The organism is Paenibacillus sp. R-74696, assembly GCF_055814915.1.
This window is the reverse complement of the sequence record NZ_JBPULM010000019.1, coordinates 1-669: the sequence shown is the minus strand read 5'-3', so window position 1 is coordinate 669 and position 669 is coordinate 1. Positions and strand designations below refer to the sequence as shown.

Below are 669 nucleotides of genomic sequence, written 5' to 3'. Positions count from 1 at the left end.
TACTGCACCGCTACAGCGGCAGCCGGGATGTGGTGTTTGGCGGGGTGGTATCGGGCCGACCTGCCGACCTTCCGGGCGTGGAAAGCATGATCGGACTGTTCATCAACACGCTGCCCGTCCGGGTCGTGTGCGAGGGTCAGGAGACGGCGGCGGATGTGCTGCACCGGATGCAGGCGGACGCGCTGGCTGCGCAAGCCTATGGCTACTATCCGCTACATGAGATCCAGGCGCATGGCACCGGAACGAGAGAGCTGTTTGACCATATTCTAGTGTTCGAGAATTATCCGATGCCGACGAGCTCGGAAGCTTCCCTAGATGTGAGCGGACTGGTGATTACTGGCGTGCAGGCGGACGAACAAACGAATTATGACCTGAATGTGATGATTCAGCCAGGAGAAGAGCTAGTCGTACATTTCGACTATAACGGACAGGTGTACGAACAAGGGGCTATGGAGCGGGTGCAAGGTCACTGGCTGCAACTGGTGGAACAGATCGTGAGCCAGCCGAACGTGCCGGTCACGCAGTTGGAGCTGCTGACGGCAGAGCAGCGGGAGCAGTTGCTGGTGCAATTCAACGCTACGGAGCTGGAACTCCCTGAGAACGCGACGGTGCATGGGCTATTCGAGGAGCAGGCTGCACGAACGCCGGGTCATCCGGCGCTGGTGAGCG

1 protein-coding gene is annotated in these 669 nt (G+C 59.6%); it reads left to right on the top strand.

The window, feature by feature from the left end:
- Positions 1 to 29: 29 nt before the first annotated feature.
- Positions 30 to 669, top strand: a 640-nt coding sequence (locus ACSR9A_RS05640) for a condensation domain-containing protein (protein ID WP_473756117.1), incomplete at its 3' end; no start/stop codon positions are given.